Below are 26767 nucleotides of genomic sequence, written 5' to 3' on the forward strand. Positions count from 1 at the left end.
GGATATTCCCGCCCCTGATCTTTTTGGGTGTGGGAGCGATGACGGACTTCGGGCCGCTTCTGGCCAAGCCCTACACCTTTCTGTTGGGTGCAGCGGCGCAGTTCGGGATCTTCGGGACGCTTTTGGGAGCGCGGTTGCTGGGCTTCAGCTTCGCCGAGGCCTCGTCGATCGCGATTATCGGGGGAGCNGACGGCCCCACGGCGATCTACCTGACCTCGCAGCTCGCGCCGCATCTGCTGGGCCCCATTGCAGTGGCGGCCTACTCGTACATGGCGCTGGTGCCGGTGATCCAGCCGCCGATCATCAAGCTTCTGACGGGCCGGGAGCAGCGGAAGATCGTGATGAGCGAGGTGAAAGAGGTGCCGCAGCGGGTGAAGATCGTCTTTCCCATTGTGACGGCGATCTCCTGCGCGCTCTTTGTTCCTGCGGCGACGCCCCTGGTGGGGATGCTGATGCTGGGGAACCTCTTCCGNGAGAGCGGGGTTGTGGANCGGTTGTCCAAGACGGCGCAGAACGAGNTGATCAACATTGTGACGATCGTCCTGGGCGTNGCNGTGGGAAGCCAGATGTCGGCTGAGCAGTTTCTGACGGTGGGNACNCTTNTGATCATCGTGCTGGGCGTGGTGGCCTTCAGTGTGGGCACCGCCAGCGGGTTGGGCCTCGGCCAGATCATGTACCTCGTNTCGGGNAAGAAGATAAACCCCATGATCGGTGCNGCGGGAGTATCGGCCGTTCCCATGGCGGCGCGGGTNGTGCAGAAGGTGGGGCAGGAGGCGAATCCGAAGAACTTCCTGCTCATGAACGCCATGGGCCCCAACGTGGCCGGTGTGATCGGATCCGCCGTGGCCGCAGGAGTGTTGCTCGCCCTTGCCGGTTAGGATAGCGAGTCGGGATGACCGGTCCAGGAAAGTCGGAGAGGATAGATAGAAGGCAGGGCAGGAAAAACAGGGAAAATATTTCCTTGCCTTATACCAAATGTCGTTCTATCATGAACATCTGACAATGTGATGATACGTTTATAGGAGGTAATTATGAAACGTTGTTTAATGAACGCACTGATTAGTGCGTTGCTGGTTGCGCTGGTTGTTCCAATGGCTTTTGCCGGTGGTGCTGGAGAAAGGGATGCCGGCCCCGAGCGGGTAACCATCTCTCTGTGGGCGGGGAACGCTCCTCCCGACGGGCCGGACCGGTATCGCGCGCTGAACCTGATCACTGCACTGGAAAGAATGCAGGAGGAGATGCGCCAGGAAGGCCGGGAGATCACCCTGGTCGCCGACGCGGTGAGCGATCCCGCTGGCTGGACCGAGTTCAAGCGGCGCTTTGCCCTTTCTGCCGAGGCGGGAGAGGCTCCGGATATCGTTGTTTCGGGGCACACCGACGTGGCGCTCTGGGCCCAGTCCGGGTANATCGTNCCGGTGGCTGACTCCGTTGCCGAGGTCCAGGCCATGTATCCCCAGTTTGCCGACGTGATCGAGCCCTTCTGGGATTCCGTTACGTGGAACGGCAAGATCTGGGGTGTTCCCCAGGACACGGAAGCCCGCCCCATGTACTTCAACAAGGTGTTGTTGCGGGAAATGGGCTGGAGCGACGCCGAGATCAGTTCCCTGCCGGATCGGATCCGATCGGGTGAGTTCACCCTGGACGATCTGATCAAGACGGCCCAGGACGGGATCGCCCAGGGTGTGGTGAAGCCGGGCTACGGCTACTGGCATCGGCCCTCGGCTGGTGGTGACTTCACCCAGTTCTACGTTGCCTACGGTGGCGAGATCTACGATGCTGACACCGATCAGCTGGTGATCAGCCGCGAGCCCCTGCGGAAGTTCTTTGACTTCCACCGCCGTGTCGTGACCACGGGAATCACTCCCGAGAACTTCATCGGTACGAGCTGGGACGTCTGGCACGACACCGTTGTGAACCACGATGTGCTCTTCTTCAACGCTGGTGTCTGGTCCTGGGCTGGCTGGGCCGTGAACAACGCTGCCGGTGGCGAAGCAGAACTCTTCGAGAAGTTCGGCTACGCGCTGCAGCCCTCGGGCATCCCCGGGGAACCCGGTGTCACGCTGTCGCACCCCGTGGTGTACATGGCGTGTAGCGAGCGGGCAACGCGTCGGAGCAACCAGGATCTGGCCATCCGCGCTATGGCTCACATGACCGACACCGACCTGAACACGCGCCACGCCGTGATCAGTGCTCATACAGCTATCCTGAACTCTCAGCTGGATGATCCCGAGTACCTGGCGGCGGAGTTCCTCTCCGACGTGAGCTACATGGCTGACTACAACTACTTTGCCCCGAACCATCCCTCCTACGGTCAGTGGTTCGACGTAGTCTACCGCACCATGGTGTCGGTACAGGCTGGCGAAATCACTCCCCAGCAGGGTGTGGACGAAGCAGTTCAGCGGTTGCAGCATGAACTGGGAGACGCTCTCGTCGTCCGGTAAGATTCGGCAAGACGCGAGTATCGTAACTTTGCGGTATCCTGCCCGTCCCCGTCCGGGGGCGGGCGGGGTGCCGACATCTTATTCCAAAGGAAAAAACATGGAAGCCTCCAAATCGCCGGGCGGGTTGATGTCAAAAATCTTTCCTGCCAGGACCCAAAGAAAACCGAGCCGGGCATGGTTCTGGTTTCTCTTGCCATCGGCACTGATCATGCTGATATTCTACTTCCTGCCGGTTGTGCTGACAGTTCTGATCTCCCTCACCAATATGAGTACCACCACAGGACTCGATGGGTGGAGCTGGACGGGCCTTGCCAACTACCGGCGCATTCTGGGATATCCCGATACGATCAGGAAGTTCTGGTTAACCCTGCGTTACGTACTGTTCACGCTGGTGTTCTTCAACGTTGGAATGGCCCTGGTCATTTCGCTCATCACGACCCACATCCCGAAAAAAGCCGGTGCTTTCTTTCGCGCTGTCTGGTTGCTGCCCCGGATCACCCCCGTGGTAGTCTACGCCTTCATGTGGCAGATCATGGCTGCCGCGCCCCCTCACGGGATTATCACATCCATGATCCTGGCGCCCCTGGGCGGCTCAACAACTAACTTGATACCCCAGCATCCCTTCCTGTTCATTGTTCTCATGAACGGATTCGTCGGTGCTTCCTTCGGCATGATCATCTTCACCTCGGCAATAGAATCGATACGAAAAGACATAATGGTCTCCTCTCTCGTGGACGGAGCATCGATCCTCCAGAGAATTCGCTACATCATTCTGCCGCAGCTGAAATGGCCCATGCTCTTTGTGACCACCTACCAGACGCTCTCGCTGCTGACCTCCTACGAACACATCCTGGTTCTCACGGGAGGGAACTTCAACACCGAGGTCTGGGCGCTCTGGTCCTTCAACCTGGCTCTGAACAGTTACTACGGAAACTTTCAGTACGCCATGGGAGCGGCTATCACGACCATGTTGGTTATGGTGGGGCTCGTGTTTTCGCTGGTATACATGCGGTACTTCCGGTTCGATGACCTGGTGCAGGAACCGAAGATCGATGTGCTGTAGAAACGAGGTATAACATAATGAGGCCGAAGACATTATTTTTCAAATCTGTGCCGATCGCCCTGATTCTGGTCATATCGGCGCCGATTCTTCTGGGCTATCTCTGGGTATTCATCCGTACCTTCAGTGTGAACATGTACGGCATGCGCCCCGTTGGTGGCTTCACCATGCGTCACTGGATGACCATTATCAGGGACCCCCTGTTGTGGCGGCTGGCCGGAAACACCTTGATCCTGGCGTCGGGGCTGACCATCGGAATCCTTCTGATCTCCTGTGCCGCTNCCTACCCCCTGGCGCGAATGACCTTCCGGGGACGCAAGGCCTATCTGTCCCTCTCGCTGGTCCTTCACGCCTTTCCCAGCGTGACCCTGCTGATCGCGATCTTTTTCGTGCTCCGCTTTATCGCTGGTATACCCGTGATCGGTCGGGGAATACCCATCATCGGGGGGTTCGGATACAACACTCTGGGTGGTGTTATCCTGGTGAGCATCTCCTTCTTGTTGCCCCTGGGCATCTGGCTCATGAAGGGATTCTTTGACAACGTCTCGTGGGATCTGGAACGGGCTGCCCTGATCGACGGGTGCTCCCGATTTCGTACGTGGCGGCAGATTCTGATTCCCCAGATTCGTCCGGGCATCGCCGCCCTGGGAATCTTCTCCTTCATGCACGGGTGGAGTGCCTTTATCATTCCCTACACCTTCATGCTGGACGACAGAACCTCGGTTATGTCCACCTATCTGAACCTGCTCACCAGCGGGGACAGAGCGATCGATTATGGCCTGGTCTCGGCAGTCGCGCTGTTTCAGCTCCTGCCGATTCTCATGTTTTACATCTTTACCCAGAAATACCTCCTCACAATTTTTGGCGGCGGCATGAAGGGTGGCGGTTGATCCCCTGCGGGATGATCATCTGCAACTAACACGAAAGAAAAGGAATTAGGGGATACAACAATGAAAATGGAATTGGTGAACCTGAATAAAACCTTCCGTGACGCCGTTGCCGTGCGGGATGTCTCGCTGGAAGTCGGTCACGGAGAACTGGCTGCCTTTCTGGGTCCCTCGGGCTGCGGAAAGACAACAACCCTTCTGAACATCGCCGGAGTCTACAAACCCACCTCGGGAGATATCCTCTTCGACGGGGTGCGGGTAAACGAACTCCAGCCCAAAGAGCGGGATATCGGGATGGTCTTCCAGAGCTACGCCCTCTATCCCCACATGAGCGCCTACGAGAACATCGTCTTCTCGCTGGTTCTCAAGAAACGGCCCAAGGACGAGATGCAGCGCGAAGCCAAGCGCGTGGCCGACATGCTCGGGATCGGGCACCTTCTGGACCGCTCGCCGTCCCAGCTCTCGGGCGGCCAGCAGCAGCGCGTGGCCCTGGCCCGGGCCCTGATCAAGCGACCCAAGCTCCTCCTCTTCGATGAGCCCCTCTCCAACCTGGACGCCCGGTTGAGAATGTCCATGCGGGAAGAGATCAAGCGTCTCCAGGTCGAACTGGGCATTACCAGCGTCTACGTTACCCACGACCAGGTAGAAGCCATGTCCATGGCCGACAAGGTAGCGGTCATGCAGGACGGAAACCTCCTGGCCTACGTTCCCCCGGGAGAGCTGCACGAGCACCCCCGGACGATTTTTATCGCCCAGTTTATCGGGAGTCCCTCGATGAACATCCTGGACGCAGAGTTCGTCATGAAAGAGGGCAAACCCACGGTGATTCTGGCGGGGGGCAAGGTGGAACTTGAGGTTCCCCAGGACCGGATACCCAAACTCTCCGGTGAGAGCAGGGCCGTGAAGTTCGGCATTCGTCCCGAGCACGTGTTCCTTGAACCCCAGGCAACCTCCGACGCCTACGCGGCAGTAACCTTTGTGGAGTCCATGGGCCGGGAGAATCTGGTTGTGTGCGACGTGGACGGTCAGCGCCTCCAGTTCCTCTCTGCACCGGGCGAGACGGTTCATCTGGGAGACCACGTGGGCATGAAGATCGACATGAAAAGAGTTCAGTTCTTCGACCCCGAATCGGGCCTCTCCCTGCTCTGGACCTGAGTTTCTGGACCCGAGACGCCGGAACGCCCCCGGTCGGGACTGGAGAAGTCCCCGGCCGGGGAAAATAAACTAAACACAGGGCGGGACAGCGGTCCCGTCCTTTTTTAAAGGGGATACCATGCACGACATTATGATGATTGGCCACGTTTCCAAGGACATTATCGAAGATCCCGAAGGAGTCCAGCGCGTCTTTGGCGGACCCGTGATCTATTCCTCCNCTGCGGCAACCCGCACGGGAGCCTCGGTTCACGTGGTGACCAAGGCATCCCGGGAGGATCAGGAAAAACTCGCGATTCTTCACGAGTGCGGTGCCACCGTAACGGTCCTGGACAGTCCCGAGACCACCTCGATCCACAATCTCTACGAGACCTCGGACCACGAGCGGCGAACGGTGACGCTTCTCTCCTCGGCCACACCCTTCACACTGGAAGAGGTTCCGCAGGACACGGTGAAAATCTACCACCTGGCAGGGCTCTTTGTGGGAGAGATCCCCGAAACGCTGATCAAGGATCTGGCCCAGCGGGCACCCGTGGCGATCGACGCCCAGGGGGTGGTCCGCTTTTCCCGGGAGGGAGACATGATCTTCCGGGACTGGGAAGCCAAGAAGGAGTATCTCCCCCATGTCCAGTTCCTGAAAACCGACGCCGCCGAGGCGGAACTGCTCACGGGGACCAGCGACCGCGACGTCGCCGCCGACAAACTCCTGGAGATGGGGGCTCGGGAAGTAATGATCACCCACAACACGGAGGTTCTTATCGCAACCCGGGACGGGGAGCGATTTCGCTCTCCCCTGACCCCCCGGAATCTTTCGGGTCGGACCGGCCGGGGCGACACCTGCTTTGCCGCGTACCTGGCCCGCCAGCTCACGCATCCCCGGAAAGAAGCCCTGGCCTACGCGGCCGCCCTGGTGAGCATCAAGATGGAGGCTCCCGGAGTCTTCCGGGGAACCGTTCAGGACGTGCTGGACCGCATCGTCTGATGCAAGCGGTCTGATACAACCAGCTTGATACAGCCAACTTGACCCCCCGGGGCCTGTACGCCACTGGCGCTGCAGGCCCCGGTCATCTATCTCCTCGGGCGCGGTCATCTCCGCCCCGGTTCTGGCATCTCTGAAAAACAGACATTCCCGAAAGGGCTGATCGGTTTGAAGAAAGCGGTTCGGAGTTCTACAATAAAAAAAGTAGGCTCCGGACCGTTTTTTTTCTTGCGCTCGCTCAAAAGTCAGCTTATGATATGATCAGACAATGTGATTATAGGTTAAACAGAATCGAATGCACGGGGCTCGTTCAAGCGGGCCCTCCAGGCTGACGCGAGCCGGTTCATGGAACCGGAGAAAAAACGATGGGAGGTACGGAATGAAAAGGATTGGTTTAGTGCTGGCGGTACTGCTGGCCACAACAGGACTGGTATTCGCCGCAGGCGGACAGGAGAGGACACGGGACGGATACATGGTTGGGTACGTGTGCAACAACTTTAACGACACGTTTCAGACCTACGTTATGGACGCAGCCCGGGATTATTTTGTCGAGGTCGACGATGTGTCGATCACCTTCCAGGATGCCCAGGAAGACGTGATCCGGCAGCAGGACCTGGTAAACACCTTTATCACCCAGGGGGTAGATGCCCTGATCGTGGTTCCCGTGGACACCAGCGCCATGACCCCCATCATCCGCGCGGCCAGTGAGGCAAACGTTCCCCTGATCTTTGTAAATCGCAACCCCTTTGGCGACGAAACTCCCCCGGAGAACGTCTACTATGTGGGTTCCCAGGAGATCGTGGCGGGCCGGATGCAGATGGAAGAGATGGGAAAACTGCTGGGTGGCGAAGGCGGTGTGGCAATTCTCATGGGCCGCCTCGACAACGAGGGTGCAATTCTCCGCACCGAGGGGAACGAGGAAGTAGTCGCCGAGAAGTTCCCCAACATTCGGGTTCTGGCAAAAGAAACGGGCCTGTGGCAGCGTGATCAGGGAATGTCTCTCACGGAGAACTGGATTACCGCCTACGGTGACCGTCTGAACGGGATCCTGTCCAACAATGACGAGATGGCCCTGGGAGCTGCCGAAGCTCTGCGCAGCGCCGGACGGACCGACGTCCCCGTCATGGGTGTCGATGCGATCCCCGACGCGCTGGAGGCAGTGCGGCAGGGAATCCTGGCCGCCACAGTTCTGCAGGACTCGGTCGGCCAGGGCGGTGGAAGCGCGCGCCTTGCTCACCGGATCCTGAAGGGCGAGTCCGTGGAGCAGGTTACCTGGGTTCCCTTTGTGCTGATCAACCAGGACAACCTGGACCAGTTCATAGACTAAGCAGATAGGCGGGAGGGGGTGACCCCTCCCCGCCGTGTGTGAAAGGGAGTACCGATGTCGGCAGAGAGTAATCTTCTTGAAGTTATAGGGGTGGTGAAGAAGTTCCCCGGTGTCCTGGCGCTCAACAACGTGTCGCTGGAGGTAGCACCGGGAGAAATCCACGCCCTGATGGGGGAAAACGGCGCGGGGAAATCCACCCTGGTAAAATGTATCGCTGGAATACAGGCGCCAACTTCAGGGAGAATCGTCTTTAAGGGCGAAGATATAACAGAGTTCACCCCCAAAAAGGCCCTGGATCGGGGAATATCCATGATCCACCAGGAGCTGAGCCCCGTTGTTCACCGGTCGATCATGGAAAATATCTGGCTTGGCCGGGAACCGCTGAACAGATTCGGCCTGGTAGACCACAAGGCCATGTACCGAAAAACACAAGAGGTGCTCGCCGAGATCGACCTTCAGGAAGACCCCCGTACCCTGATGGAGAACCTCTCGGTAGCCAAGATGCAGATGATCGAGATCGCCAAGGCTGTCTCCTACGACGCAAAACTGATCATCATGGATGAACCCACCTCGGCGCTGACAGACAAGGAGATCCAGCAGCTCTTCAGGATCGTCCGGGCCCTGCGCGACAAGGGAAAAAGCATCATCTACATCTCTCACAAGCTCGAAGAGATCTATGAAATAACCGACCGGGTAACGGTGTACCGCGATGGCACCTACATTGGAACGGAGCGGACACTGGATCTGCCCGTCCAGAAGATGATCAACATGATGGTTGGTCGTGATGTGGACGAGCTCTTTCCGAAAACCCCCTGTCCCATCGGCGAGGTCAAGCTGGAGGTGCGGAACCTCAGCCACGCCCGCTTTTTTCGGGACGTAAGTTTCACGGCCCGAAGGGGAGAGATCCTGGGAATTGCCGGCCTTGTCGGGGCGGGTCGAACGGAACTGATCCAGACAATCTTTGGAATCTACAAAAAAGCTTCGGGCACCATTCTGATCGATGGCAAGGAAGTAGAGATCTCATCGCCCAAGGATGCCATAAAGGCAAACATGGCGCTCCTCACGGAAGACAGGCGGACCTCGGGGATTTTCCCCATGCTCTCGGTGAGATTTAACATGACCATCGCCAGCATGGGCCAGTTCATGAACAGGGTAAAGCTGCTCAGTGGACAGAAGATTGCCCGGAAGTCTGAGGAATACCGGAAGAGCATCCACGTGAAGACCCCGAACCTGGAGCAAAAGATCATGTTCCTCAGCGGCGGGAACCAGCAAAAAGTTCTGGTGGCGCGCTGGCTCATGACACAACCGGACATTCTCTTCCTGGACGAGCCCACTCGGGGAATCGATGTGGGAACCAAGGCAGAGATACACCGGCTAATCAGCGAGCTCGCGGGACAGGGCAAGACCATCATCATGGTCTCGTCGGAGCTGCCCGAGGTAATGGGTATGAGCGATCGTATTCTGGTGATGTGCAAGGGAGTGGCCACGGGAATCGTGGAGAACACCCCCGACCTCACCCAGGACACGCTCATGGCCTACGCAACAAACACGATGAACCAGGAAACCGCCTGAACAGGCCAGGTACGATGTTCCCGCACGATAACTGGAGGATACACATATGGTGAGCGCTGGAATAATAAAGACTGAATGGGTCAAGGAAAAGTTAAAGAAATACGGCATTGTGGTGGTGTTGTTTCTGATGATTGTTGGTCTCACTCTCGCCGAGCCCAACTTCATCAGACGAACAAACATCTTCAATATTCTTACTCAGGCCTCCATTTTCGGGATCATGGCGCTGGGTCTTACTTTTGTGATTATCTCCAAAGGTATCGACCTCTCGGTTGGTTCGATCCTGGCCTTTGCGGGAGTCGTAGCGGCGAGTCTGGCTCAGTCTCCCCTGGCAACGAACAAGTACTACCCCAACCTGGGAGAGCTTCCCCTGCTGATCCCCATTCTGGTGGCGCTCTTGATCGGCCTCTCCTGCGGTGCCGTGAGCGGTTTCTTCATCGCCAAGACCAAGATACCCGCCTTCATCGCTACCCTGGGAATGATGACGATCGCCCGGGGCTTCGCCCTGATCTATACCAATGGTCGCCCCATCAGTAACCTGGAGTCCATGACCGTCATCGGAGGGCGCGTCTTTGGGGTGATCCCGATCCCGATCCTGGTCTACGCCGGAGCGATCGTGCTGAGCTGGATTCTCCTGAACAACACCAAGTTCGGAAAGAACGTCTACGCCATCGGTGGAAACGCCACGGCCGCCGAGGTCTCCGGTGTGGATGTGGACAAGAACCTGATCATGATCTACGCCTACAGTGGACTCATGGCTGGTCTTGCTGCGGTGGTCTTTGCCGGCCGTGTGGGGAGTGTACACCCCGGGGCGGCCCAGATGTACGAACTCACGGCGATCGCCGCCACCACTATCGGTGGAACGAGCCATTCCGGTGGAATCGGAACGATCTGGGGAGCCTTCGTGGGGGCACTGGTTCTGGCTGTGATGCGAAACGGCTTTACCCTCCTGGGAATCGACGCCTACTGGCAGCAGGTCACGGAGGGCGCGATCATCATCGTGGCCGTTATCATAGACATGCGGAAAAACGCCCGCAAGGATTAATGCGCCCGCTGTGAAGTAAGGGCCAGGTACGAAGCAAGGTCTCTGCTGCGAAGCAAGGCGCCCGCAGGGATCAAGAAGACCGGAGGAAGAGCATGAAAAAGATACGAATCGGATCGGTAGGGTTGGGTCGCCTGGGGTTGCGCCACGCCGAGAACGTCGCAAGCAAGATCCCCGGGGCGTCATTGCACGCCCTCTGCGACCTGGACGAGGATCTCCTGGCCCGGACAGCGGACAGGCTGGGAGTCCCCTGGCGGTATACCGACTTCGACCAGATGATCCAGAATTCCGAGATCGATGCGGTGGTGCTGGTCTCTCCCTCGGGACTTCATACCGCCCAGATCGAGGCGGCCCTGAAGGCTGGAAAGCACGTCTTCACGGAAAAACCCCTGGGGGTCACCGTGGAGGAATGCAAGGTAGCGGAACGGGCCGTGGAGGCTCACCCCGATCGGGTCTTCATGATCGGCTTCATGCGCCGTTTTGATGAATCCTATATGTACGCCCACGAGAAGGTGATGCGCGGCGAGATCGGCAAACCCGTGCTCTTCCGTTCCTATAGCCAGGATCCGGAAAGCTGCATTGAGGGAGCGATCAAGTACGCTGGCCACAGCGGCGGGCAGTTCCTGGATATGGCCGTTCACGACATCGATCTGGCCCGCTGGTTTGTAGGCAGCGAGCCCCAAAACGTCTACGCCATCGGTGGTTGTTACGCTCACCCCGAGTTCGGTCAGTACAACGACGGTGACAACGTGTCGTGTCTCATGAAGTTTCAGAACGACACCATGGTTTTTCTCTTTGCGGGACGGACAGCGCCCCACGGGTACAACGTGGAGACCGAAATCATCGGTACCACGGGGATCCTGAGGATCGCCTCGGTGCCCCAGAAAAACATGGTGGAGGTTCTCGATTCCTACGGCGTTCGCCGGGAATGCTCCGACAACTTTCTGGATCGCTTTGAGTCCAGTTATGTGCGGGAGATTCAGGAGTTTGTGGACTGCATCCGGGAGGGGCGAAAGCCCTCGGTATCGGTCTACGATGGAACCAAATGCACCGAGATCGCCTATCGCTGCAAGGAAGCCTTCGAGACAGGGCAGCTTCTGGAGTTCTGATTCCCGTGGACCCCGGGGCTCCCGGAGCTCCCCGGTTGAAAGAATGGGCTTTAAAACAATCGGGGCGAGAGGTCGTTTGTTCCCCCTTGCGACCTCTCGCCATTTTTTCTGGTAGCCGCTGCTTCGGCGCTATGAAGGTTCTTCAAAAAAAACACTGCTCAAGAGCTTCACACAGCCAGTGGTAGATTGGCAGGTGGAGCTCCTGAACGCGGGGAGTCAGCGTCTCGGGAACCCTGATGGCAAGGTCGCAAAGTTCGGCGAGGGCCCCCCCCTGCTCACCGGTCAGCCCGATGCTTTGTATACCTGACGCCCGTGCAACACGCAGGGCGTTCAACACATTGACAGCATTACCCGAGGTGCTGATCCCAAGGAGCACGTCCCCGGGGCGGCCGTAGCCGTAGAGCTGCTGTGCAAAGATCATATCAGGCGCAACGTCGTTGGAAAAAGCGCTCCCGAGAGCGGGATGACCGGTGAGTGAAATAGCGGGAAGAGCTCCCTGGAGGTGATCGGCGAGGTACTCCCCGTGGTTCCCGCTGGTGTTCTTCAGTGCTTCCCTGATGTGACTCGGGACAGGGCGGGGTTTCAGGTACCCCTTCATGAGCTCGCCCACGATGTGGTCGGCATCGGCGGCGCTCCCCCCGTTTCCGCAAATTAACAGTTTTGACCCTTCTCTAAAACAGCGTTCAAGCATGAAAAAAGCGGCCCGTATATCCTCCTCGAGCGATGCCAGGAGAGGATAGCGTTCCAGAAGGTGGTGAAGGGACGGTGTAGCTTGGGTAGTGCTCATTGTATTTTTCTCCCGTCGAGGGCCTTCATGGTATCGCAGGAGCGGTGCGGGGTACAAGTTCTTCCAGATTGCTCTTGGTAGCTTTCGGTTTGGGTTATAGAATGGTGCCACTATGCTATTATCTGGAGGCTCCCAAGGGACCTGTCGTGCCGTGAAGGTCCTCGTACTGGCGGGTATACTCTGCTGTGGAACCCTTCCCGGCCTCTCAGCTCAGGGGGAGGCCCCCTTCTTTGTCGGAGTGCCGGCGCTGGAATCCGGGAGGAACGTCTACACCCTCTGGAGGCCGATGATTGACAAAATCGCAGGGCACACTGAAAGGGATATACGTCTGGTTATCGAGTTCTCGCAGTCTTCGCTTCTTGAGGGGCTGCGAACCAGAAGACTGGATCTTGCGATTCTTGATCCGATATCGGCGTACCATTTATCGCGGCACGTCGACACGGAGCTCCTTGCCGAAGTGACCTTTGGTGGCTGTGCCGGGGAGGCCGGATCTGTACGGCGGTTCGCGTTAATCGTTCCCGCGAGGTCACGGTTTTTCCTCCCTCACCATACAGAAGGACTCGCCGTGAGCGTCCCGGCGCCGGCTGCGCACCCCTCAGCGGTTGCGTTTGCCTCGCTCATCTACAAGGACATCGGCCTGCCCCTGCCCAGATTCGAGTACGCCGATACGGAGAACAGCATTCTCAAGGGAGTTTCCTACAGCCATTTAGGGGTAGGGCTGATCAGCAGCCATCACCTGGAAGACCCGGAGCTGAGTGAGTTTGCTGAACGGGTGAGGGTGATCCATATGAGCGATGAAGCCCCTCCATGGTTTGTGGTCGGGCGAAGCGATTCGATTGGACGTACTCACCGCCAGGTAGTTGCCGAGCTGCTCAGCTACGGCTGTGGCGATAAGGGACAGTCTGGTCTTTCCGCTACGCCACAGTTCCATAGCCCATCGCCGAGCGCGAATTTTCCCGATTCTCCCTTGTTTCGCAGGGCAGTGAAGGCCTTCGATCTGATAGATGGTAACGGTCATGTCTCTTCAGACTAAGGTGACTGTGGCATTTCTTGCCTTTTTCTCCATCGTCCTCCTTCACGGTGTGTATACGCTGGTTGGACAAAGGAGGCTCTTGCAGAACGAAACCCGGGAGCGGGCGCTTGTCCTGGCATCAATGCTGGCAGAAATGTCACTTGACCCCCTGCTCAGTGGGCACTTTGACAGGCTCGAACGGCAGGTGGACTCTCTGGAGGCACACTCAGGCGTACTGTTTGCACGAATCATAAACCGCAATGGTCGAATTGTGGCCGATACAAACAGAGGGAATCAGGGCTGGATCCGCACCGGCTTCGCAGAGGAATCTCCCCTGTTTCGCCTCAGTTCAAACTCCAAGAGCCTGAATGCCCGTGCTCCGATAGTGTTCGGCACCACCGTCCTGGGCTATGCCGAGGTAGACCTCTCACTCGATTTTCTGAACAGGCGTCTTGGTCAGACGAGTTTTGTTCTGATTCTTGCGCTGATTGCACTCATCGCGGTGGCTGTCGCCTTCGGCCTGTATCTGCACATCCAGGTCCTCCGCCCCTTGCAACGTGTGTCGGACACATTAATCACCGACGAGACCAGGGAGATCACAGGGCTTATCCATCTCCGGCGGGGTGTTGCCCGCGAGATCAGGACCGTTGCCAGCGCTATCGATTCAATGCGATCTCGTCTGGAGACGTATTATCGCGAGGAACAAGCGGTCCAGCGACTCCGGACTCTTGGTGAGATATCGGTTTCCCTGGCCCATGAAATCCGTAACCCTCTTGAAGCCGTGAGCGGCGCCGTCGAAATGATTCGGCGGGCACCAGAGACAAGCGAACATCAGGAAAAGTTTCTCGCGATTATCCGCGAGGAAGTGGATGTGCTCAACCGCTATGTTTCCGAGTTCACGCAATACGGACGCTTCGATCTTGCATCGGAGACAATATTCGCTCTCGACGACCTGGTCGAGGACGTGATGGTTCTGGTGACACCCCTGGCGCAGCAACAGGCAATTCATCTTCGAGCCGAACGCTCCGACCCCGGGCTGACGATCTGCGCTTCCCGAAGTCACATCAAGCGTGTCCTGGTTAATGTTCTGATGAATGCGATCGAGGCCTGTTCACAGGGGGACGGGATCGAGCTACGCACCGCCGGGGACTGCGATATTGCGGTTATAACGGTCGACGACAGTGGGTCTGGTGTTCCTGAGGCGATCATCGATCACGTCTTTGATCCCTTTGTGAGCTCCAGGGACCATGGTCTCGGATTGGGCCTGGCGCTGTGCCGCAGCCTGCTGGAGTGCTACAATGGCTCGATTTCCCTGCAAAACAGGGATCCCCAGGGTGTGAGAGTCTGCATACGGATTCCACTGAGTACATCAAACGCTTCTTCTCAAGGATTGGTGCTATGACGAAGGCCCTTGCAAAAAAAAGCGGGAACCAAAAAAAGCAGCAAAAAATTCTCATCGTCGATGACAAGAAGAACATCCTCACCGTTCTGGAGGCCTTCCTCTCGGAGGAAGGATACGAGGTCCTTACGGCTCAGGGAGGGCGGGAAGGCTACAGAAGAGCTGTTCAGGACCGCCCGGATCTCGTCTTGTGCGACATCAGGATGGATGATATCGATGGTCTCCAGCTTGCATCCATGCTCAGGTCCCAGGGACTGGAGCTCCGGTTTGTTTTCATTACAGCCTTTGCGACGATCCAGGGTGCAGTAGATGCCATGAAGGGCGGGGCATACGATTATCTTACCAAACCTCTGGACTATGACCGGTTACGGAGAGTTCTCCGGCAGGCCCTGTCGAAAGTAAAGGTAGACACGGTCCACACGAATCGAATTGTGGGAAGCAGCCCGGCAATGCAGAAGGTTTTCCGCAAGATCGCTGCTGTGTCGGCCAGCAATGTCAACGTGCTGATTACCGGAGAAAGCGGTACCGGCAAGGAACTCATCGCCAGAGCAATTCACGCACAAAGTCAGCGTGCAGGATCATCGCTGGTTCCTGTACACTGTGCGGCCTTCAGCCCCGCTCTGCTGGAGTCCGAATTGTTCGGCTACGAGAAAGGCGCTTTTACGGGAGCCCTGGATCGAAAGCAGGGATTTTTCGAACTTGCCGACGGGGGAACCCTCTTTCTTGACGAGATATCAGAAGTCTCGGCGGAGGTGCAGGTAAAACTTCTGAGGGTGCTTCAGGAGAGGGAGTTCACCCGGGTAGGCGGTACCGATTACGTGAACGTCGACGTTCGTCTCATCGCTGCCACCAACCAGAATCTGGGCCGCCTGGTTGAGGAAGGGTCATTTCGGCAGGATCTTTATTATCGGCTGAACGTTATTCCGGTAGAAGTACCAGCTCTCAGGGATCGCCCTTCGGACATACCTGAACTGGTGGGGGATATCCTCGCCCGTACGTGCAAGCGGGAACAGCTCCCGATGCCGGAGATCAGGGAAGAAGCCTTCTCCGTTCTGGACCGCCACTCCTGGCCTGGAAACGTCCGGGAACTTCAGAATCTCATCGAGAGAATTGTGGTTCTCAATCGCCCCGAGCAGATNGATGCTGACATGGTACGCGATGAGCTGCAGGTTTCGCCAATCGAACCGCGCGCCCTTTCCCGGAGTCCGGCAGATGAACAGGAGCTGATCATTGAAGCGCTCCGGCGGACACGGGGAAACAAGAGCGATGCAGCGCGTATACTCGGTTTGTCGCGCCGTACCCTCTACTACCGACTTGAGAAGTACGGTTTNTCCGGGGAGATCCGCTAGTGTGCATTCTGTACAATACTGTGCAAGCCCTGTGCAGGTCTTGCACGATATCGAACCGATTGCCCCTCTGAACCTCCCCGGAGGGCCTGTTTTCCTGGTTGGCACGGAAATTGCTTATTATCTGTAGATTTTTCCGAAAAGAGAGGTGTTTCCATGAAACGTGTATGTATCGGGATGATGGTTCTTGCAATGATTCTGCCTGCTGCAGCTTTTGCGGGGGGACGCTCCGAGACCCGTGAGCGATTGGTTGTGTACTCGAGCGTTGATGAAGAGAATGCGAAGAAAATTCTTGACGCCTTTACTGCTGATACAGGAATCGAGGTGAGCTTTGTTCATCTTTCCACCGGGCCTGCGCTGGCTCGCATGACGGCCGAAGCCAGCAACCCCCAGGCTGATGTATGGATGGGAGCTCCCAACGAGAACCATATCACGGCCAAAGAGCGGGGGCTCACCGTTTCCTATACATCGGAGGCTACACTGGCACTGGATCCGGTGTTCCGCGACCCCGACGGCTACTGGACCTCTTTTTACATGAATCCCATGGGAGTTGGCGTAAACACCTCCGCCCTGGCGCGTGAAGGGCTGGGTATGCCCAGTTCCTGGCAAGATTTGCTGGACCCCCAGTACAGGCGACAGATCCAGATGCCCTCACCGGCAACCTCCGGGACAGCCTACAATGTGATTACCAGCCTTACCATGGAGTGGGGTGAGGAGAAGACCTTCGAGTATCTCAAAGCACTGAGCCCCAATATTCAGACCTACACCTCGTCGGGAACAGCTCCCGCTGCTGCCGTGGCTGTCGGTGAGGCTCCGGTGGGTCTCCAGTTTACCCCCGCCTTTTTTCAGGCTGCCGATGAGGGCTTTCCTGTAGAAGTAATCTTTCCCTCCGAAGGAGTTGGGTTCGAAGCACCTGCGGTCTCCATCTTGAAGGGCTCCCGCAATATCGAGGCCGCCCAGAAGCTTGTTGACTGGCTTGTATCGGTCGATGGCCAGAACGTCCTGACCCGCGAGCGAACCTATTTCTACCCCGTGAACCCTGCTGCCGAGCTTGGTCCCGGAATGCCCTCCTTTGACAGCCTGCGCACGATTTCTGTAGATCCGGAGTGGGCCGGAGCAGAGCGACAGCGCCTTGTCGAGCGGTGGGAAGATGAAGTACTGCCCCTGAACTAGGGGACCATTTCCTCTTGATATAATCCGCACACGCTACCGTCCTGGTGGCGTGTGCGGCCTTCCATCTGTCCCTCGTGCAGCGAGCCTCCCCAAGTGGATCTCACAGGAGTATGTATATAATGAAAAAGGGCGTAAAAAACCGGGCAATGCAGAATGTGCGAGCTCTCCGGCGCCTTGCTGGTGATCCGATCCTGTTGATCACGATTCTTGCAATTCTTGCCTTACTGGTTGTGTTCATTCTGTATCCCTTGTTCAAGGTCCTCATCACAAGTTTTCGTGATGCTTCAGGAAACTGGAGTCTTCAGCCTTTCGAGCGATTCTTTACTTCCCGGCATGAGCGAGATGCACTGCGAAACAGTCTCCTTCTGGGAGTAGCGACAGCCGTTGCCGGTAGTGCTGTCGGGTTTTTGTTTGCCTTCACGATCACCCGCACATCGGTGCCGTTCAAGAAGATGCTGAGCATTATTGCCATCGTTCCTATCGTGTCGCCCCCCTTTATTGGCGCCATGGCAATAATCATGCTCTTCGGGCGAAACGGATTGATTTCATATCAGCTCCTCGGCATCAGAAACCTCAATATCTATGGGTTCTGGGGGCTCATGTTTGCACAGGTTCTCACCTTTTTTCCTGTTGCATACATCACCCTCAAGGGCGTTCTGGAATCGATCAGCCCCACCCTGGAAGATGCTGCGCTTGATCTTGGGGGCTCGCGGTGGAACGTCTTCCGCAAGGTAACCTTGCCGCTCACCTACCCGGGGATCGCCAGCGCGATGCTTGTTCTGTTCATCGAGACACTGTCTGACTTCGGAAACCCCCTCATTCTTGCAGGGAGCGGCTTCCCCGTACTCTCAGTGCAGGCCTACCTGCAGATCACGGGAATGTTTAACCTCCCCCGGGGGGCAGCCCTGGCGGTTATCTTGCTGATACCTTCGATTACGGCCTTCTTTATCCAAAAGTATTGGGTCAGCAGAAAGCAGTACGTAACGATCACCGGAAAACCAACCAGCTCAAACATCAAGCTTGTCAGCCCTCCGGTGCAGTGGGTGCTATTTGGCCTTTGTCTTGTTGTGGCAGGCCTGGTCATTCTGGTATATGCCACCATCCTCTGGGCCGCTTTTGCCCGGGTCTGGGGACACGACATGACCACCCTGACGCTGCGGCATTTCCAGTATGTCTTTGGTGTTGGTTTCAGTGCCGTGCGCGACACTCTGATCATCGCGGGCGTCTCGACCCCTGTCGCCGGGGTGCTTGGCATGGTGATCGCTTTTCTGGTTGTGCGAAAGCGGTTCCCCGGCCGGCAGTTCATGGACTTCAGCTCAATGCTGAGTTTTGCTGTTCCCGGGACGGTTATCGGAATCGGGTACATCCTGGCCTTTAACACTCCACCTCTGGTTCTTACGGGAACGTTTGCCATCCTGGCGCTGAACTTCATTTTTCGTTATATCCCGGTGGGGATTCAGTCTGGAATTGCTATTCTTCGCCAGGTAGATCCTTCTATCGAAGAGGCGGCGATCGATCTGGGTGCCGATGCGCGAATGAGTTTTCGCAAGGTGACTCTTCCGCTCATGCTGCCCGCCTTTTTCTCGGGTCTCACCTTTTCCTTTGTGCGGGCCATGACGGCGATCAGCGCCGCAATCTTTCTCGTCTCTGCAAACTGGAACCTCATGACGGTTCAGATCATGGCGCAGGTTGAGTCCGGAAGGTTTGGTGCTGCATCGGCCTTTAGTGTGGTGCTGGTGTCTATCATTTTAATCGCGATGCTGNTGATCCGTCTGATCCTGGCAAAAGGTTTCAGTGGATACCACGGCAAGCTGCTGCAGGTCTAGGAGAAAATCATGAGTGTACGTCTGGAATCTATCAACAAATATTTTTCTGATCCCGATCAGCCCGATAAGCGCGTAGTGGCGGTGGCTGATATGTCGCTGGAAATTGCCGAGGGTGAGCTCGTAACATTTCTTGGTCCCTCGGGCTGTGGAAAGACAACGACGCTCCGCATCGTCTCCGGTTTCGAGGCTCCGAACTCGGGGAACGTCTGGATCGGTGGCAAGGAAGTAAGCCACCTGCCTCCAAACAAGCGGGATACCTCCATGGTCTTCCAGAGCTATGCCATATTCCCTCATCTTTCGGTGGGACAGAACATCGGGTTCGGGCCTGAGTTGAGGGGAATGGATAAAAAGAAGGTGAAAGAGTCTGTGATGGAGGTGATGGAGGTCATGAATCTTACCGACCTCTACCATCGTCGGCCCGATCAACTCTCTGGCGGACAACAACAGCGGGTTGCCCTGGCCAGGGCCGTTATCAACCGTCCAAAGGTGCTCTTGTTTGATGAGCCTTTGTCAAATCTGGATGCCAAGCTCAGGGAGCAGATGCGGCTTGAAATCCGTCGAATCCAGAAAACCTTTGGAATAACCAGTATCTACGTTACGCACGATCAGTCAGAAGCAATGACCGTTTCTGATCGGATCGTGGTTATGAACAAGGGCCAGGTCATGCAAGTTGGTACCCCCTTCGAGATCTATTCAAGGCCAGCCAACTACTTCGTGGCCGATTTCATCGGGCGAGTCAACTTTATCCCCTGCACCGTTGTTTCCGAGGATGCCGGGACGTTACAGGTAGAATACCAGAATGGTGTAGGTTCCGTGGGTAGCTCCCATGGCCTCCATAGCGTGGGAAATCAAGCCTACACCGTTGTCCGGCCGGAATCGCTTCGTCTTCGAAAGTCATCTTCCGCTGGCGAGAAGGGGCTCTTGCGGGGCGTGGTTGACAAGCAGGTCTATGTTGGTGCCACGGTGGAGTACGAGATCGTCGTGGAAGGAATGGATGCACCGATACATGCGGTCACGTTCAACCCTGTCGAGGAGGGATTCATCGATGTGGGGGAGTCCGTGGAGATCGATTTTGGGGAGAAGGCAGCTCATCTGATCCCGATAGAATAAAGGAGGGGCGAGGTCTGATCGTCAGGCGCGGTTCCGGCGGTGGAATCCAGGCCCCCTTCGGGTGTTCCCTCGTGCCTCACGAGAGATCTTCTGGCGGGGGGCCTGCTTCCGGGCCGGGCCCTCTCTGTTCAGTGGAGATCACCAGAAGGCTCCGAGCGGCATCTCGCCGGGTTTTGGAGAATACCAGCGGGAGTGGAGTGTGACAGTTTTTGTCGCACCTCTCCCGCAATAATGAGTTACCATGATCTGGTGGGATTGCGCTGTTCCGCAGAGAATTTTTATCTGGTTCCGGGGCAGCATCGGTAGCGTATAGCAAGGGGGAAGCATGAAAAGACTATTCCGTCAGATCCGGGTGAAGCTCTTTCCATTAATCGGCAGGACTGTTGCCCGTGCCATTGCGCGGCAGGGATGCACCTCGCAACCGGATTCACTTCGTGTCTACCGGAGGCTCCCCGCGAATATCCACATTTCAGTCAGCCTGAAGAGCCTTGCTGGTGTATGGTTGCGCCGTGGAACGACGGGAACGACGGACTCATGCTCAGGAGCTCTCGCGTGCTCCTGATCTCCAAACATGCGGGCGAAGTCCTCCACGACGGTTCGGCGAATGATGAGGGATGATAGGGGGATCCTCCGCTACGCCCCCTGGAGTTTGCCAGGCAAAACCCTGACCCTCGCCTGGGCTGCTATCCCGGCCCGGGAGAAACAGCTCGACACCAGGCAGATATTCCCCCGATGATCAGCGCCGCTCTTGTCTACCCTCACCAGCTCTATGACCCCCGGCACCACCCGGTACTGAAACCGGCTCGGCCGGTCTATCTGGTTGAGGAACCCCTCATCCTGACCCACAATCCGTCTCATCGGCAGCGCCTGTTGCTACACCGGCTCTCCATGCAGGCCTATGCCAGGCAGCTGGAGCAGCTCGGCCACGTCGTCCGTTATCTGGATCTGCGCAGCCTTAACAGCACCGATGCGGTCTGGCAGAAGCTCACGGCCGACGGCATTACCACCCTCCATGTGGCCGACACCACCGACGACTACCTCGAGCGTGCCCTGGCCTCGGCGGAAACCCGGCACGGCATCGGGCTCATACGGTACGAAAGCCCGCTGTTCCTGCTCCCGAAAGCCGAGGCGGTTCAACGCTATGGCGATTCAAAAAGACATATGGCCCGGTTCTACCAGCGTCTGCGTAAGGACTGGCACATTCTGACAGATCATAACCAGAAGCCTGTCGGTGGCCTCTGGAGCTACGATCAGGAGAACCGCAAAAAACTCCCCAGAAACCTCNCGCTCCCGACCGATATCCAGCCCTGGAATCCCCGGAATCCCGGGGAACATCAGGAAATCGCCCAGGCCCGGGCCTGGCNGGCCCAAATCCCCGGCCGACACTACGGCAGCAGCCAGATATGGTGTGGCTGGACCGCGGAACATGCCCGCCAGGCCCTGGAGNGCTTCCTCTCGGAGCGTCTTGCCCCCTTCGGCAGCTACGAGGACGCTATCAGCCAGACCCATACCCGGGTATTCCACTCAGCCCTGTCGCCCTATCTCAACATCGGGCTTCTGTCCCCCCGCGAGGTTCTTGACGCTGTNCTGGCTCGCGCCGGGGGCCACNGTTCTCCGGTTAACGCAATCCCGATCAACTCGCTGGAAGGGTACATCCGGCAGCTGATAGGCTGGCGCGAGTTCATCCGTGCCGCCTACGAAGAGGATGGACGCGCCCTGCGCACCCGGAACTTCTTCGGCCACAGCCGTCCGCTTCCTGCCGGACTGTGGAGCGGCGACACCGGTTTCCCCCCGCTGGACACCGCCATTCAGCGCAGCCTGCATTGGGGCTACGCCCATCATATCGAGCGCCTGATGGTCACCGGCAATTATCTCCTGCTTGCCGGCACCCACCCCGACCAGGTGTATGAATGGTTCATGGGAATGTTTATCGATGCCTTCGACTGGGTCATGGTACCCAACGTCTACGGCATGAGCCAGTTCGCCGATGGCGGGCTCTTTGCCACAAAACCCTACATCAGCGGTGGCAACTACCTGCGCAAGATGTCCGATTATCCCCCTGGTCCCTGGCAGGACGACTGGACCGCCCTGTACTGGAATTTTATTCACCAGCACCGTGAGCTCTTCGCTGCCAACCACCGTATGTCCATGATGCCGCGCATGCTCGACAAAATGGCCCCCGCCACCCGCCAGGCACACCTCCAGCGGGCTGCCGGGCTCCTGCATCGCTCCTGACACCCGCAGCCGGGAAGGGTGAAAGGGCAAACCCTGGATCTCCCACCGTTCCACCNCGCGGTTTGAAGCGGTAAACTCGATCGAGTTCTTGAACACATCAAACAGTTCCTGCTGTTTGGTGCTCCCGAAATCATGAAAGGGTTCTCCCGGAAGCCGTGTGGCGTGGGCACCGAACATCGCCGGTTCCGCCGTCCAGAGAGCTTCCCAGTTCCCGAGGATCCTTCTCCGGCTTGCTTCCACCAGGGCTGTCCCGTAAACACCTCGGGCTATGGTGGTGTCACGATCGTCGCGGCGTGGTCTCAGCAGAAGTGCCAGAACCGTTTCCGGGGTCACGTGGCTTTTCTGGTATTTCAGGTCCGCCACAAACTCCGCCCACCGGATCAGGATCGAGTCTTCGATCCACCGGCCCATCAGGGCGAGTTCCGTCCAGAGGGTTCCGCCGATGTACAGTTCCCCGCCTGCGATCTCAAAGAGCTTTTTTCCGGTTCTTGCGTTGCCGGCGTACTGCACGGGCTGGCGGATGCCGCGGCCGATATCGTTCAGTACGTTCTTCAGTTCTTGTTGCTGCTCCGGTGANAAGGCTCCTCTGTCCAGGGCTGCCCGAAAGGCANCGTATCCACCGGTTGGTTCCCACCGTTGGGTGAGGCTGGAAAGGCTCCTGCGGAAGGTCATGTCTTGCTTGCCCGAAACGCGCTGGCCCGGGAGGATCTCGTCGCCGGTACCAGCGCCGACCGCGACGAGGGGCCAGTAATACTCGATCCACCCTTCGGCCACGAGGTTGATCGGGACCGCAACGCGACCATCCCTGGTCCACCGGCCGCTCCTCGTAGCGTGTACCGCCAGATCGGTGACTGCCCGGAGGAGGGCAAACTTGTAGGTGTTTACCGTGCGGTCGTCCCAGAGGATCGATTCGACCGTCTCCAGCGGGTTGAGTCCTGCAGAAAGGGGAGTGGTGTAGACCTGGGTATGCCAGAGGGACCTGGTTTCTTCGTGGTGATCATCGATCTGTGCGGTCAGTCGGAGACCCAGCCGCTCGAGGAAAAAGCGGTATTCTCCCGGGTCNCGGAGGATATAGCGTCTGCCATCGGCGTGNATTCCGTCGGCGACCGATGGGTGGTGCGACGGAATCCTGATGAGGAGAAATCCGCCCGGTGCCAGAAGCGAGCGGAGTCGGTACAAGGAATCCAGGAGCAGGGTATCGTCGAGATGATGGAGAACGTGTATGCANGTGATCGCNGCAAAGGATCCGCCAACCGACTCGAGACCCGGCAAGGAATCACCCTGGAGTACTCCCTCGGGGATCGAGTACTGCCGACGGGCCTCGGCGAGCATCTCCTCTGAGGGGTCGGTGCCCTCGGCCTGGTAGCCGTGCTCGCGCAGCCACGCCACGTCGCGGCCGGTACCGCAACCGACGTCGAGCACCTTGTCGCCGGGACGTAACAGCGTGATCAGGTGGTGCAGGTGCGTGACACCGGCCTTCTCGTAAATCCTGCCAAGCTCTGGGGCATTATCGCGATTACAGCGTAGATCCGGCCTCCAGGAGCGATTTCTGCTCGCTCGTCTCCGGGCCCGAACCGGCCCGGGCGATTTCCTCCAACGCTTCTTTACGGCCCATGCCCGTCATCATCAGTACAGCCACGGCCAGCAGGCCCGTCCGTCCGATACCGGCGGCACAGTGAATAAAGACACGGAACCNCTCGTCGATCCTGCGGGCAAGCTCAGTGGCGAGGAGCCAGAACTGATCTGTCTCGTCTGCAGCCGGAGCAGCGAAATCCTGTATGGGCAGTTCCTTCAGGACGACCCCCCNATCCCCCACAGGGAGCCTCATCTGATCGGNGANNATCTGNTTCTTCTCGCGGAGCGCTGCGTAGGCAGGTGATTTCTTCCTGATTTCCCCGTCCGATGCAAGGCAGACAACAATATCGATCTGGTTCTCGGCAATCTCGGCGATCCATCTGTCGAGTGGTGAATATCGCCCCGGCATGGCATCCATAAACAGCTTGTTGTTCCAGTTTCTCATGGTCATTCCCGTAGAGTATACCAGATGGTGGAGGGGGTGGCGGAGTCACCCGCCATGACCCGGTCTTGAATTTTCCGTAAATCTATCCGAAAACTAGGGGACGCTGCTGTGCCCTGCGGGGGTGGATACGGGGCCCAGGCAAGAGGGTGAATGTGTTCAGGCCTCGTGGCAATTTCCTGGTGTGTTGGGGAACATTATGAGAGTCCATAATTGCCGCGTACAACTGGCCCGGGAACTGCACCCCTACGACCGGGCTGTCTATACAGAACTCCAACAAAAAAAACGCCGTGGTCTCAGCGCGACCCTTCCCGATGATTCCCGCTGGAAGCGGTATCGGNGCAGGTGTGAACTCCCCCAGGNGGGGCTCGCCTACAGTTTTTCCTGGAACTTCCGNAGCACCAACCTGGCGGTGCATCTNTTTGAAGGTCCGGGCAAAAACGAAATCAGGGGAACCGTTTTCTGGCTCCACGGCTATCTTGATCATACCGGCACCGGGGCAGAGCTTATCCAGTTTCTTNCCGGTCAGGGATACCGGGTCCTCTCCCTGGATCTTCCCGGGCACGGACTCAGCCAGGGCCCCAGGCATNACATCGACAGTTTTTCCCGCTACAGCGATCTCTTTGTGCAGTTCAGCCTGTGGCTGAANGAGAACTGGCCAGCTCCGTACTTCTTTATCGGCCATAGCACCGGGTGCTCGGGNTTTATTGACGCTTCCCTGGCATCGGGTANGGCAGGAACAGTATCAGGTGGGGCCTCCTGGTGTATGTTCCGTGCCTGTATCCTCCTGGCACCCCTGGTCAGNAGCGCCCAATGGGATCTCTCGTACCTTGGTTTCGATATCCTGGGGGGCTTCGTGGACTCTTTCATGGGGGGGAAGGTTCCGAACCTTCGGGGGAGCCCCCCCACCCGGGACAAGGCCATCAGGGAACGGCACAAACAAGACCCTCTGCGGGGCAAAGAGACTCCCACGGGNTGGGTAGAGGCGCTGCGTAGCTGGGATTCCCGGAACCGATGCTATCCCGCGAATGATAACCTGAGCCCCCTTGTCTTTCAGGGAACCGGCGACTCCGTGGTAGACTGGAAATACAATCTGGATTTCCTCAGGGAGAAGCTTCCCAAAGTCAGGATCAAAACATACCCCGGTGCCCGGCACGGCCTCCACTATGAGGNNAGGTCCATCCGCAAGCAGCTCTTTACCGACATCAGGGACGAACTGGCCGGCAGGTAGCTCCGGTTTTCAGAGAGGGTAATCATCCCCGCCAGCAGTACAGCGAGGGCGAATTTCGGTACAAACCTCCCGGAAGTCCCCCAAATGGAAATCGCAACGGGAATAGTCTAGACTGGGCGGNNAGGGGGTGCCATGTCCACAGCGTCTGCGCCGGCTCCCGATCGNTTTTCGGGAGGGACCGGCGTCGCCTTGGTGCAGACCCGGCGACATCGGGGGGCGTCTCACAGNAGAAAGCGGCTTTTGCTGGTGCTTTCGATCTTTCTGGTCGGTGTGATATGCACGCCTGNCGAGGCTCCCGCAGAAGCCGGGGCCCCGTATGACATTCTGGTNTTGAAGAGCTATCACCCGTTGATGCGCTGGGGTGAAGAGATCCTTCAGGGTATTGCCAGGGAGTTTTCCCGTGAGGCTGCGGCCGAGACGCTCTATGTGGAGTTTCTGGATACCAAGCGGTGGGACCCCCANGATCTCTTCCCTGCCCAGGCTGACTTTTTACGGAGCAAGTACGCAGGNCGGCAGCCGGAGCTGGTCATCGCNACCGATGATAACGCGCTNNATTTTCTGGTGCGCTATCGNGACCAGGTCTTTCCGGAGGTTCCCGTGCTGTACACCGGTATCAACCGCAACGAAGAGGAGGTACAGAACCTCTCCCGGGGGTGGGCAACGGGCATTATCGAGGAGGTCGATTTTTCGGGGACAATCGATCTGGCTCTGCAGATCCTGCCCGGCCTGGACCGTCTGGCAGTAGTAACCGATGCGACGGTGACCGCTGATCTCAACCTCCGCCTGCTCCAGACCCTTTCACTGGACCGCCCCCTCCAGATTGAGCTGCTACAGGATCTGCCCCCGGCCGAATTGCATTCGCGGTTACAGCGGTTATCGCCGAACAGTGCTGTTCTCTACGTATCCTACATTCGCTTAACCTCGGGCGAGCTCTACAGTTACACCGGGGGACTGGAACGTGTGGCTGCCGCCTCGCCAGTGCCGGTCTTTGTGGTCTGGGATTTCCTCCTGGGCGAAGGCCATGCTCTGGGGGGGAAAGTTCTGCGAGGACAGGATCAGGGGCGT

Annotated in this window: 20 protein-coding genes and 1 pseudogene; 18 read left to right on the top strand and 3 right to left on the bottom strand. The window is 57.8% G+C overall.

Annotated elements, in window-relative coordinates:
* Window positions 1-38 precede the first annotated feature (38 nt).
* The 10 genes from B071_RS0104920 (at window position 39) to iolG (ending at window position 11566) form a co-directional block, all read left to right on the top strand.
* Window positions 39-878, top strand: coding sequence for a sodium ion-translocating decarboxylase subunit beta (locus B071_RS0104920; protein ID WP_083914519.1), 840 nt, complete (start codon window positions 39-41; stop codon window positions 876-878).
* A gap of 360 nt (window positions 879-1238) precedes the next feature.
* Window positions 1239-2441, top strand: coding sequence for an ABC transporter substrate-binding protein (locus B071_RS0104925; protein ID WP_438829575.1), 1203 nt, complete (start codon window positions 1239-1241; stop codon window positions 2439-2441).
* Window positions 2442-2649: 208 nt separating this feature from the next.
* Window positions 2650-3504, top strand: coding sequence for a carbohydrate ABC transporter permease (locus B071_RS0104935; RefSeq protein ID WP_018525998.1), 855 nt, complete (start codon window positions 2650-2652; stop codon window positions 3502-3504).
* Window positions 3505-3680: 176 nt separating this feature from the next.
* Window positions 3681-4391 carry a carbohydrate ABC transporter permease gene (locus B071_RS0104940; RefSeq protein WP_438829576.1) on the top strand — a complete coding sequence of 237 codons (711 nt, stop codon included), beginning with the start codon at window positions 3681-3683 and terminating at the stop codon, window positions 4389-4391.
* A 60-nt stretch (window positions 4392-4451) separates the two neighbouring features.
* Window positions 4452-5543 carry an ABC transporter ATP-binding protein gene (locus B071_RS0104945; RefSeq protein WP_018526000.1) on the top strand — a complete coding sequence of 364 codons (1092 nt, stop codon included), beginning with the start codon at window positions 4452-4454 and terminating at the stop codon, window positions 5541-5543.
* 130 nt (window positions 5544-5673) lie between these two features.
* Window positions 5674-6522 (top strand): PfkB family carbohydrate kinase, encoded by an 849-nt coding sequence (locus B071_RS0104950; RefSeq protein WP_438829577.1) that lies wholly within the window; start codon window positions 5674-5676, stop codon window positions 6520-6522.
* A 376-nt stretch (window positions 6523-6898) separates the two neighbouring features.
* Complete coding sequence (locus B071_RS0104955; RefSeq protein ID WP_026244992.1) at window positions 6899-7846, top strand: sugar ABC transporter substrate-binding protein; 948 nt, start codon at window positions 6899-6901, stop codon at window positions 7844-7846.
* Between the two features lie 54 nt (window positions 7847-7900).
* The gene (locus B071_RS0104960) at window positions 7901-9418 is read left to right on the top strand and encodes a sugar ABC transporter ATP-binding protein (protein ID WP_018526003.1); all 1518 of its coding nucleotides are present in this window, start codon (window positions 7901-7903) and stop codon (window positions 9416-9418) included.
* Between the two features lie 46 nt (window positions 9419-9464).
* Window positions 9465-10460 carry an ABC transporter permease gene (locus B071_RS0104965; RefSeq protein ID WP_018526004.1) on the top strand — a complete coding sequence of 332 codons (996 nt, stop codon included), beginning with the start codon at window positions 9465-9467 and terminating at the stop codon, window positions 10458-10460.
* 92 nt (window positions 10461-10552) lie between these two features.
* Window positions 10553-11566, top strand: a complete 1014-nt coding sequence (iolG, locus tag B071_RS0104970; protein WP_018526005.1) for an inositol 2-dehydrogenase — start codon at window positions 10553-10555, stop codon at window positions 11564-11566.
* Window positions 11567-11708: 142 nt separating this feature from the next.
* On the opposite strand, the gene B071_RS0104975 is transcribed toward iolG, so the two are convergent.
* On the bottom strand, window positions 11709-12353 hold the full coding sequence (locus B071_RS0104975) for a D-sedoheptulose-7-phosphate isomerase (RefSeq protein WP_018526006.1): 645 nt from the start codon (window positions 12351-12353) through the stop codon (window positions 11709-11711).
* A 112-nt stretch (window positions 12354-12465) separates the two neighbouring features.
* Between B071_RS0104975 and B071_RS0104980 the strand changes: the two genes are divergently transcribed.
* The 7 genes from B071_RS0104980 to B071_RS0105015 all read left to right on the top strand — a co-directional run bounded on the left by B071_RS0104980 (window position 12466) and on the right by B071_RS0105015 (window position 22454).
* Window positions 12466-13386, top strand: a complete 921-nt coding sequence (locus B071_RS0104980; RefSeq protein WP_083914507.1) for a PhnD/SsuA/transferrin family substrate-binding protein — start codon at window positions 12466-12468, stop codon at window positions 13384-13386.
* Window positions 13370-14767 carry an ATP-binding protein gene (locus B071_RS0104985; protein ID WP_215730276.1) on the top strand — a complete coding sequence of 466 codons (1398 nt, stop codon included), beginning with the start codon at window positions 13370-13372 and terminating at the stop codon, window positions 14765-14767. Before B071_RS0104980 ends, B071_RS0104985 begins: the two co-directional genes overlap by 17 nt.
* Window positions 14764-16113 carry a sigma-54-dependent transcriptional regulator gene (locus B071_RS0104990; protein WP_018526009.1) on the top strand — a complete coding sequence of 450 codons (1350 nt, stop codon included), beginning with the start codon at window positions 14764-14766 and terminating at the stop codon, window positions 16111-16113. Before B071_RS0104985 ends, B071_RS0104990 begins: the two co-directional genes overlap by 4 nt.
* A gap of 153 nt (window positions 16114-16266) precedes the next feature.
* A complete protein-coding gene (locus tag B071_RS0104995; protein ID WP_026244995.1) occupies window positions 16267-17283 on the top strand; it encodes an ABC transporter substrate-binding protein in 1017 nt (338 codons plus the stop codon).
* Between the two features lie 146 nt (window positions 17284-17429).
* The gene (locus B071_RS16010) at window positions 17430-19109 is read left to right on the top strand and encodes an ABC transporter permease (RefSeq protein ID WP_094354938.1); all 1680 of its coding nucleotides are present in this window, start codon (window positions 17430-17432) and stop codon (window positions 19107-19109) included.
* Window positions 19110-19118: 9 nt separating this feature from the next.
* Complete coding sequence (locus B071_RS0105005) at window positions 19119-20219, top strand: ABC transporter ATP-binding protein (protein WP_018526012.1); 1101 nt, start codon at window positions 19119-19121, stop codon at window positions 20217-20219.
* Between the two features lie 732 nt (window positions 20220-20951).
* Entirely contained in the window at window positions 20952-22454 is a 1503-nt protein-coding gene (locus tag B071_RS0105015) for a cryptochrome/photolyase family protein (protein ID WP_018526014.1), read from the top strand.
* Between the two features lie 363 nt (window positions 22455-22817).
* Here B071_RS0105015 and B071_RS20595 read toward each other — a convergent pair.
* A pseudogene (locus tag B071_RS20595) lies at window positions 22818-23876 on the bottom strand (class I SAM-dependent methyltransferase); the annotation flags it as partial.
* A 94-nt stretch (window positions 23877-23970) separates the two neighbouring features.
* Window positions 23971-24480, bottom strand: coding sequence for a protein-tyrosine phosphatase family protein (locus B071_RS18265; RefSeq protein WP_083914511.1), 510 nt, complete (start codon window positions 24478-24480; stop codon window positions 23971-23973).
* Window positions 24481-24670: 190 nt separating this feature from the next.
* Between B071_RS18265 and B071_RS0105035 the strand changes: the two genes are divergently transcribed.
* Entirely contained in the window at window positions 24671-25702 is a 1032-nt protein-coding gene (locus B071_RS0105035; RefSeq protein WP_018526018.1) for an alpha/beta fold hydrolase, read from the top strand.
* The last annotated feature ends 1065 nt before the right edge of the window (window positions 25703-26767 follow it).

It is taken from the genome of Alkalispirochaeta alkalica DSM 8900 (genome assembly GCF_000373545.1).
Taxonomy (GTDB): domain Bacteria; phylum Spirochaetota; class Spirochaetia; order DSM-27196; family Alkalispirochaetaceae; genus Alkalispirochaeta; species Alkalispirochaeta alkalica.

Coding starts and splice junctions, on each gene's coding strand:
- B071_RS0104935 (WP_018525998.1), top strand. CDS start 2,650: ATGCTGATATTCTACTTCCTGCCGGTTGTGCTGACAGTTCTGATCTCC.
- B071_RS0104945 (WP_018526000.1), top strand. CDS start 4,452: ATGAAAATGGAATTGGTGAACCTGAATAAAACCTTCCGTGACGCCGTT.
- B071_RS0104955 (WP_026244992.1), top strand. CDS start 6,899: ATGAAAAGGATTGGTTTAGTGCTGGCGGTACTGCTGGCCACAACAGGA.
- B071_RS0104960 (WP_018526003.1), top strand. CDS start 7,901: ATGTCGGCAGAGAGTAATCTTCTTGAAGTTATAGGGGTGGTGAAGAAG.
- B071_RS0104965 (WP_018526004.1), top strand. CDS start 9,465: ATGGTGAGCGCTGGAATAATAAAGACTGAATGGGTCAAGGAAAAGTTA.
- iolG (WP_018526005.1), top strand. CDS start 10,553: ATGAAAAAGATACGAATCGGATCGGTAGGGTTGGGTCGCCTGGGGTTG.
- B071_RS0104975 (WP_018526006.1), bottom strand. CDS start 12,353: ATGAGCACTACCCAAGCTACACCGTCCCTTCACCACCTTCTGGAACGC.
- B071_RS0104980 (WP_083914507.1), top strand. CDS start 12,466: ATGCTATTATCTGGAGGCTCCCAAGGGACCTGTCGTGCCGTGAAGGTC.
- B071_RS0104985 (WP_215730276.1), top strand. CDS start 13,370: ATGTCTCTTCAGACTAAGGTGACTGTGGCATTTCTTGCCTTTTTCTCC.
- B071_RS0104995 (WP_026244995.1), top strand. CDS start 16,267: ATGAAACGTGTATGTATCGGGATGATGGTTCTTGCAATGATTCTGCCT.
- B071_RS0105005 (WP_018526012.1), top strand. CDS start 19,119: ATGAGTGTACGTCTGGAATCTATCAACAAATATTTTTCTGATCCCGAT.